This is a genomic window from Accumulibacter sp. (genome assembly GCF_032229525.1).
Classification (GTDB): domain Bacteria; phylum Pseudomonadota; class Gammaproteobacteria; order Burkholderiales; family Rhodocyclaceae; genus Accumulibacter.
This window is the reverse complement of record NZ_JAVTWB010000147.1, coordinates 1-8,166: the sequence shown is the minus strand read 5'-3', so window position 1 is coordinate 8,166 and position 8,166 is coordinate 1. Positions and strand designations below refer to the sequence as shown.

The window sequence follows — 8,166 nt, the reverse complement described above, 5'->3', positions numbered from 1 at the left end:
CCGCCAACCGCACCGCGAAACAAAAAACCGGCCCAAGGCCGGTTCTTCATTCACGCCAACTTCTTGATTCTATTGGTCGGGGCGCCGGGATTCGAACTCGGGACCCCTTGCACCCCATGCAAGTGCGCTACCAGGCTGCGCCACGCCCCGACAACCTGCGAATTATACTCGAAATCCCCCTCGGCGCTCAAATCCGCAGCAATTCTGCGATGCTCAACAACTCAGCACGCATCGCTTCACCGCTCACGCCAGCGGACTTGTCAGCGGCGGTCGGCTCGGCATCGCCGAGACGATTGCGGGCGCCACTGATCGTGAAACCCTGGCTGTAAAGAAGCTCCCGGATGCGGCGAACGAGCAGGACTTCGTGATGCTGGTAGTAACGACGGTTACCTCGCCGCTTGACCGGCCTGAGCTGCGTAAATTCCTGTTCCCAATAACGCAGGACGTGCGGTTTGACGCCGCACAGCTCGCTTACCTCGCCGATCGTGAAGTAACGCTTGGCCGGAATGGCTGGCAATGGCTCATTGCCGTTGTCTCTAGGACTGGCTTCCGTCATAAGCGTGCTCCACCTCGGCCTTCAGTTTCTGGCTGGCATGAAAAGTGACGACTCGCCGCGCCGTGATCGGAATTTCTTCCCCTGTTTTGGGATTTCGGCCCGGACGCTGCGGCTTGTCGCGCAGCTGGAAATTACCGAACCCCGAGAGCTTCACCCCATCACCACGCTCCAGCGCATCCCGGATCTCCTCGAAGAAAGCCTCGACCATATCCTTTGCTTCACGCTTGTTGAGGCCAACCTTCTCGAACAGCAAATCCGCGAGTTCTGCTTTGGTAAGCGTCATTCCTCCCCCTTCTCAGACGCGACGCTGCGCTGCGAATGCTTTTTGCAGATAAGCCACCAACTGCTGCATGGCCGCGTCGACTTCGACTTCCTGCAATGTTTTTTGAGTATCTTGCATCACTATACGGAAGGCAAGGCTTTTCTTGCCAGCCTCCACCCCGCGCCCGACATAGACGTCGAAGAGACTGATATCACGCACGATTGCCGGGCGATTGGCGGCCAAGCCATCGACCAGTTGCTTCAATTCCAGTGCATTATCGACCACCATCGCCATATCCCGAATGACTGGCGGCTGGCGGGACACCTCTGCATATTGCGGAAGCGTAGCCATGACGATCACATCGAGATCGAGTTCAAAGAGTACCGGCGCCAATGGCAGTTCGTACTTTTGCTGCCACTGCGGGTGCAGCTCGCCGACAAAGCCGATAGGCTTGCCATCGAGCGACACGGATGCGCTGCGGCCAGGATGCAAGGCCGGATGTACTGCTTTCTCAAAGCTCGCCACGCGCGGAGCGAGGAGAAGTTCGAGATCGGCCTTGACGTCGAAAAAATCGACATTACGCGCCGGGCAACCCCACTGTTCGGGTAGCGCGGGACCGTAAGCCAGCGCCGTGACTCGCCACGGCTGACGAAATCCGGCTACCGGCCCGCCTTGCGCGTCGCGGAAGAAACAGCGCCCGGTCTCGAACAAGCGCATTCGACTCTGCCGCCGCTTGAGGTTGGTCGCCACGTTGGCGATCAGCCCGCCGATCAATGTCGAACGCATGACGCTCAACTGGCTGGCAATCGGGTTGGCGAGCCGAATCAGCTGGCCGTTGTCGGCGAAATCCCTTTCCCAGCCTTCTTCGACAAAAGCGAAATTGACCACTTCCTGGTAGCCACTGTCGGCCAGGATCTGTCGCACCCGCGCCAGGGGCCGCGCGCGCTCGGTCTGTGGCAGCATCGACATCAAGGCCTGTGGCGCCACCGACGGAATGTTCTCGTAACCATGCAGCCGTGCAATCTCTTCGATCAGGTCTTCCTCGATCTCGAGGTCGAAACGGTAGCTCGGCGGAATGACTATGAAGTCGTCCCCATCCCTGGTGAATGGCAGGTCGAGACGCGCAAACAGTTCGCCGATGCGCTCGTCAGAGAACGCCACGCCCAGCACCTTGGCCACTCGGGCCGGTCGCAGGCGAACCTCTTTGCGCTCGGGCAACTTCGCCAGGCCTTCGCTGACCGGCCCGGCCTGACCACCGCACACCTCGAGGACCAGGCCCGTTGCCCGCTCCAGCGCGCGTCGCGTACCGCCGAAATCGACGCCGCGCTCGAAGCGATGCGAGGCGTCGGAAACGAAGCTGTAGCGGCGGGCACGACCAGCGATCGCTGTCGGGGCAAAGAAGGCGGACTCGAGAAATACCTCGGTGCTGGCCAGCGTGACACCACTTTCCTCGCCGCCCATGATGCCACCCATCGCCACCGGGCGACGCTCATCGGCAATCAGCAACACGTCATCCTGCAAGTCCAGCGTCTGCTCGTTGAGCAGCTTGATCTTTTCGCCGGCACGCGCCATGCGAACATGGATCGCGCCTTCCAGGCGCGTATTGTCAAAAACATGCAGGGGCTGCCCGAGTTCGAGCATCACATAGTTGGTGATATCGACCAGCGCCGAAATCGGACGGATGCCGCTGCGCTCGAGGCGACGGCTCATCCACAGAGGTGTCGCCGCATTGGCGTCGACCCCGGCAATCACCCGACCGCAATAGCGTGGGCAAGCCTCAGGGGCATCAAGGACGACTGCGCGCGTGGTCGGGATGGTCACCTCGACTTCCGCAACCTCCGTAAAACGGGTCGGCGTACCGGTCAGCGCGGCGACCTCGCGTGCAACACCTTCAAGCGACAGGCAATCTGCCCGGTTTGGCGTCAGCTTGAGCGTCAACAGGCGATCGTCGAGATCGAGATGGCGACGGATATCCTCGCCGATCGGCGCAGCGGAGTTCAGCAGCAGCAGACCCGCCGCCTCTTCGGCAATACCCAACTCCTTGGCCGAGCACAGCATGCCGGACGACTCTACCCCGCGCACCTTGGCGACCTTGATCCGGAAGCCTCCCGGCAGTTCGGCGCCGGGCAGTGCGCAAGGCACCTTGATACCGGCGGCCGCATTCGGCGCCCCGCAAACGATCTGCAACACCTCACCGCAACCGACATCGACCCGGCAGACGTTGAGCCGGTCGGCATCCGGATGCTTGCCGACCTCGAGCACCTGCCCCACCACCACCCTGTCGAAAGCCGGCGCGACGGTCTCTTCCTCTTCGACTTCGAGACCAGCCATGGTCAACAGGTGCGTGAATTCGTCACCCGAGCAAGCGGGGTCAACAAAGCTGCGTAGCCAGGATTCAGAGAATTTCATGAACGATGAATATCAGGAAGAGTGGTGAGCACGCCAGCGGTCAAACAAACTGCCGCAGGAAGCGCAAATCGCCGTCGTAGAACAGGCGCAGGTCATTGACGCCATAGCGCAGCATCGTCAGCCGGTCAGGGCCCATGCCAAAGGCAAAGCCGAGGTACTTCTCCGGGTCGATTCCCACGTGGCGCAAGACGTTGGGATGAACCATGCCGCAACCGGCGATTTCCAGCCAGCGGCCCTTCAGCGCGCCGCTCATGAAGGCCATGTCGATCTCGGCCGACGGTTCGGTGAACGGGAAGAAGGACGGGCGGAAACGCACCTGCAGGTCATCGCTTTCGAAGAAGCGGCGCAGGAAATCGCCCACCACCCCCTTCAAGTCGGCAAAACTGACGTTCTCACCCACCCATAAACCTTCCACCTGATGAAACATCGGCGAATGCGTGGCATCGGAATCGACGCGATAGACGCGCCCCGGGGCGATCACGCGGATCTCCGGCATGGCTTCCGCGCCGGCATGTCTGGCGACGTGCGCCTGCATGTAGCGAACCTGGATCGGGCTGGTATGCGTGCGCAACAGCACGTTTTCGGCCACTGCGCCGGACTCGTCCTGCAGATAGAAAGTATCGTGCATCGAACGCGCGGGGTGATCCGCCGGCGTATTGAGCGCCGTGAAATTCTGGAAGTCGGCCTCGATCTCGGGGCCGTCGGCGACGTCGAAACCGATTGAGCGGAACAGCGCTTCAATGCGCTCCAGCGTTCGGGTGACCGGATGCAGGCCGCCGCGCGACTGGCCACGTCCCGGCAGCGTCACATCCAACGCCTCCTCGGCGAGCCTGGCGTCAAGCGTCAGCCGGCGAATCGCCTCGCGACGGGCATTGAGTGCCGTTTCGACGGCGTCCTTGGCGCGATTGATCGCCGCCCCAACAGCCTTGCGTTCGTCGGCTGGCAGCTTGCCGAGGCCCTTGAGCAACTCGGTGATCTGGCCGCTTTTCCCGAGATAGCCGCCCTTGATCTGCTCCAGGGCGTCAGGATCGTCGGTCGCTGCAAACGCGAGCGACGCAGCTTGGACTATTTGATCGAAGTTATGCATGGTTCACCGAAAAAAAGGAGGCTGACGCCTCCTTTCTTGACGCGCGTCGAGTTCAGGCGCCGAGTTGAGCCTTGGCCTGCACGGCCAGAGCCGCGAAAGCCGGCTTGTCGAAAACAGCCAGATCAGCCAACACCTTGCGATCCACTTCGATCTGCGCCTTCTTGAGGCCATTCATGAAGGTGCTGTATTTCATCCCCAGTTCCCTGGCCGCCGCATTGATGCGGGCAATCCACAGGCTGCGGAACTGACGCTTGCGCTGACGGCGATCGCGGTAGGCATATTGACCGGCCTTCATCACCGCCTGCTTGGCAACGCGATAGACGTTCTTGCGACGGCCGCGGTAACCCTTGGCGAGGGCTAAGATTTTCTTGTGGCGAGCGTGCGCCGTTACACCACGTTTGACTCTGGGCATCTCTTATCTCCTCAAGCGTAAGGCAGCATGGAACGAACCATGGCCTTGTCAGCAGCATGCACCTCGGTCGTCCCGCGCAACTGGCGTTTGGTCTTGGTGTCTTTCTTGGTGAGAATGTGCCGCTTGTACGCAAATGAGCGCTTGATACGGCCGCTGGCACTGACCGTGAAGCGCTTCTTCGCTCCGCTCTTGGTCTTCATTTTGGGCATTTTATGCTCCATTTTATAAACATGTTGCCAGGTGTCTCCCGACGGGAGCTCTTCGAACCCGACACCACTTGTTATTGCTGCAACGACTTGAATCCGCTTTCGGCTGCCAGCCTACAACGGCTTCTTCTTGCTCGGCGTCAGCACCATGATCATCTGACGACCTTCCATTTTGGGCATCTGCTCAACCAGCGCGACTTCCTGCAGATCCGCCCTGATGCGCTCGATCTGGCGCATGCCGATATCCTGATGCGCCATCTCCCGGCCACGGAATCGCAAGGTGACCTTGACCTTGTCGTCCTCTTCGAGGAAGCGCGTCATGTTGCGCAGTTTGATTTGGTAGTCATTCTCGTCGGTGCCCGGACGAAGCTTGACTTCCTTCACCTGTACCTGCTTCTGCTTCTGCCGCTGCTCGTGCTGGCGTTTCTGTTCCTGATACTTGAACTTGCCAAAATCGACGATCCGGCAAACAGGAGGCCGTGCCATCGGAGCAATCTCCACCAGGTCCAGCCCTGCCTCCTCGGCCAGCGACAATGCCTCTCTGGCACTCATCACTCCCAATGCCTCGCCGTCCTCGCCTACGAGACGGACTTCTGGTGCATTGATCTCTTCGTTAACGCGTTGCGCCTTTTGCAGTGCGATGGGTCCACTCCTTGTTCCGACAAAAGTTAAGCCGTACCACTTCGCGCGGCAACTTCATCAAGAAGTCGCCCGGTCAGAGCCTCGATCGACATTTGTCCGAGATCTTGACCACCGCGTGTGCGCACGGCCACCAGGTTCGCTGCCACCTCCTTGTCGCCAACGACGATCTGGTATGGCAGCTTGTTCAAGCTATGTTCTCGTATTTTATAGGTAATTTTTTCGTTGCGCAAATCCGCCTCGACCCGCAGCCCGGCATTACGCAGCGTCGCCGCGACCTGTTCGGCGTAGTCGTTCTGCTTCTCGGAAATATTCAGCACCACCGCCTGCGTCGGCGACAGCCACAAAGGCATCGCGCCGGCATAATTCTCGATCAGAATTCCGATGAAACGCTCCAGCGAACCAAGGATCGCCCGGTGCAACATGACCGGAATATGGCGATCGTTATCCTCGCCGATGTAGTGCGCGTCAAGCCGCTCGGGCAAGGCGAAATCGAGCTGCAGCGTACCGCATTGCCAAACCCGCCCGAGGCAGTCCTTGAGCGAAAATTCGATCTTTGGACCGTAAAAAGCGCCTTCTCCGGGCTGCACATCGTAGTGCAAACCCCGCGCATCCATAGCTTCGGCCAGGGCCACTTCCGCCCGATCCCACTGCTCGTCGGTACCGATGCGTTTTTCCGGACGAGTCGACAGCTTGACGAGGATGTCGTTGAACCCGAAATCGGCATAGACCTTCTCGAGAAGGTCGATGAAGGCCGTCGTCTCGGGCAACACCTGCGCTTCCGTACAGAAAATGTGTGCGTCATCCTGGACGAAGGCGCGCACGCGCATGATCCCGTGCAGCGCGCCCGATGGCTCGTTGCGGTGACACGAGCCGAACTCGGCCAGGCGCAGAGGCAGATCCCGATAGCTGCGCAAGCCCTGATTGAAAATCTGGATGTGGCCCGGGCAGTTCATCGGCTTGACGGCGTAGTCGCGGTTTTCGGACGCCGTCGTAAACATGTGCTCGGCGTAGTTTTCCCAATGGCCGGAGCGCTCCCACAGCGAGCGATCCATGATCGCCGGCGTCTTCACTTCGCGGTAACCGTTGCGGTCGAGCAGGCGTCGCATGTACTGCTCGACTTCCTGCCAGATCGTCCATCCCTTCGGGTGCCAGAAGACCATTCCCGGCGACTCTTCCTGCAGGTGGAAGAGGTCCAGCTGTCGACCGAGCTTGCGATGATCGCGCTTCTCCGCCTCCTCCAGCATGTGCAGGTAGGCTTCCTGATCTTCCTTTTTGGCCCAGGCCGTGCCGTAGATTCGCTGCAACTGTTCATTGCGATGATCGCCGCGCCAGTAGGCGCCGGCCAGCTTCATCAGCTTGAAAACCTTGAGTTTGCCGGTCGACGGGACGTGCGGACCGCGACAGAGATCGACAAAATCGCCTTCGCGGTAGAGCGAGACCTCCTGGTCCTGCGGAATCGCGCCGATCAGCTCTGCCTTGTAGTGCTCGCCGATCGACTTGAAGAAAGTGATCGCCTCGTCACGCTGCCAGACCTCCCGCTGCACCGGAATATCGCGCTTGGCAAGTTCACCCATGCGCTTCTCGATGGCCGCCAGATCCTCGTTGGTGAACGGGCGCTGGTAGGCGAAATCGTAATAGAAGCCGTTTTCGATCACCGGCCCGATTGTCACCTGCGCTGCCGGAAACAGCTCCTTGACCGCGTAGGCCATCAGGTGCGCGGTCGAGTGCCGGATCACCTCCAGACCCTCCGGATCCCTGTCGGTGACAATGCCGAGCTGCACGTCGGCCGCGATCGAGAAGGAGGTGTCGACCAGCCGACCATCGACCTTGCCCGCCAGGGCCGCGCGCGCCAAGCCGGCGCCGATGCTCTGAGCGACCTCGGCAACCGTCACGGGCTGTGCGAACTCCCTTTGCGAACCATCAGGCAGTGTGACAACCGGCATAGTGCAACCCCAGCAAGAAAATGGAAAAGCCAGAGGCCCGCTCTGGCTTGTTGTTGGCCGCCCCCGGCAAGAGCCGTGCCCCTCGAAACCAGCGCTGACCCGAAGCGCAGCGAGCATAGACAGCGGCCAAGCCAGCGCATTCGCGAGGGCCGCATTCTAACACAGCGCCCAACGCCTGCGAAATCCGTCAGCCGCGCCATCACGGGCGGCGGGAGTCCCTGCTGGTGATGCTGCGACGCCTCGGGGCCATTTGAAATGGGCCGCGCAAGGAGTTTTCTGGAGCCTTCTGGCGTGACGCGTGCTGGCCGCGCCATATCATGTCATGCCCCTGTCTTGGGGAGTCAGCCCCGGACGACTCGCGAGGTTCGCCGCTACGCTGACCGACGAAATCCACGAGAAAGAGTCCGACTCCCAGGAGGGCTGGAAAGCGGCGCGTGCGCGTTTCGCCCAGGCGGCGAAGAACGCCGCGAAGACGCTGAAGCACGTCCTCCGACGAAGGGCCTCGAACGGCGTGGGTGAGGTGACGTAGATCAGCGCGATTAGCCGCGCGGCGAGCGGCAATCAGGCGCTACCGCGGGCCGGGCCGCTGCTGATCAGCGTCCGCACCCTCACCGCCTCGCGACATTCGGGTACATGATCGGCCGTTCAA

General features: G+C 60.9%; 8 protein-coding genes and 1 tRNA gene. All 9 read right to left on the bottom strand.

Features of this window, described 5'->3' with window-relative positions; genetic code table 11:
- Positions 1-73: 73 nt before the first annotated feature.
- The 9 genes from RUW20_RS11125 to thrS all read right to left on the bottom strand — a co-directional run bounded on the left by RUW20_RS11125 (position 74) and on the right by thrS (position 7,517).
- Positions 74-150, bottom strand: a tRNA-Pro gene (locus RUW20_RS11125).
- A gap of 37 nt (positions 151-187) precedes the next feature.
- Complete coding sequence (locus RUW20_RS11120) at positions 188-556, bottom strand: MerR family transcriptional regulator (protein WP_313952283.1); 369 nt, start codon at positions 554-556, stop codon at positions 188-190.
- Positions 537-839: an integration host factor subunit alpha gene (locus tag RUW20_RS11115; protein WP_313952282.1), complete on the bottom strand. Its 303-nt coding sequence runs from the start codon at positions 837-839 to the stop codon at positions 537-539. Before RUW20_RS11115 ends, RUW20_RS11120 begins: the two co-directional genes overlap by 20 nt.
- A 12-nt stretch (positions 840-851) precedes the next feature.
- Positions 852-3,227: a phenylalanine--tRNA ligase subunit beta gene (gene pheT / locus RUW20_RS11110; protein ID WP_313952280.1), complete on the bottom strand. Its 2,376-nt coding sequence runs from the start codon at positions 3,225-3,227 to the stop codon at positions 852-854.
- 40 nt (positions 3,228-3,267) lie between these two features.
- Positions 3,268-4,314: a phenylalanine--tRNA ligase subunit alpha gene (gene pheS / locus RUW20_RS11105; protein ID WP_313952278.1), complete on the bottom strand. Its 1,047-nt coding sequence runs from the start codon at positions 4,312-4,314 to the stop codon at positions 3,268-3,270.
- A 52-nt stretch (positions 4,315-4,366) separates the two neighbouring features.
- Positions 4,367-4,726, bottom strand: coding sequence for a 50S ribosomal protein L20 (rplT, locus tag RUW20_RS11100; RefSeq protein ID WP_295505603.1), 360 nt, complete (start codon positions 4,724-4,726; stop codon positions 4,367-4,369).
- An 11-nt stretch (positions 4,727-4,737) separates the two neighbouring features.
- Positions 4,738-4,935 (bottom strand): 50S ribosomal protein L35, encoded by a 198-nt coding sequence (gene rpmI, locus RUW20_RS11095; protein ID WP_313952277.1) that lies wholly within the window; start codon positions 4,933-4,935, stop codon positions 4,738-4,740.
- Positions 4,936-5,046: 111 nt separating this feature from the next.
- Positions 5,047-5,574 carry a translation initiation factor IF-3 gene (gene infC, locus RUW20_RS11090; protein ID WP_313952284.1) on the bottom strand — a complete coding sequence of 176 codons (528 nt, stop codon included), beginning with the start codon at positions 5,572-5,574 and terminating at the stop codon, positions 5,047-5,049.
- Positions 5,575-5,600: 26 nt separating this feature from the next.
- Positions 5,601-7,517, bottom strand: coding sequence for a threonine--tRNA ligase (gene thrS / locus RUW20_RS11085; RefSeq protein ID WP_313952276.1), 1,917 nt, complete (start codon positions 7,515-7,517; stop codon positions 5,601-5,603).
- Positions 7,518-8,166 lie beyond the last annotated feature (649 nt).

Bases quoted from the DNA above. Each gene is read 5' to 3' on its own strand.
- RUW20_RS11120 (WP_313952283.1), bottom strand. From the start codon at position 556: ATGACGGAAGCCAGTCCTAGAGACAACGGCAATGAGCCATTGCCAGCC.
- RUW20_RS11115 (WP_313952282.1), bottom strand. From the start codon at position 839: ATGACGCTTACCAAAGCAGAACTCGCGGATTTGCTGTTCGAGAAGGTT.
- pheT (WP_313952280.1), bottom strand. From the start codon at position 3,227: ATGAAATTCTCTGAATCCTGGCTACGCAGCTTTGTTGACCCCGCTTGC.
- pheS (WP_313952278.1), bottom strand. From the start codon at position 4,314: ATGCATAACTTCGATCAAATAGTCCAAGCTGCGTCGCTCGCGTTTGCA.
- rplT (WP_295505603.1), bottom strand. From the start codon at position 4,726: ATGCCCAGAGTCAAACGTGGTGTAACGGCGCACGCTCGCCACAAGAAA.
- rpmI (WP_313952277.1), bottom strand. From the start codon at position 4,935: ATGCCCAAAATGAAGACCAAGAGCGGAGCGAAGAAGCGCTTCACGGTC.
- thrS (WP_313952276.1), bottom strand. From the start codon at position 7,517: ATGCCGGTTGTCACACTGCCTGATGGTTCGCAAAGGGAGTTCGCACAG.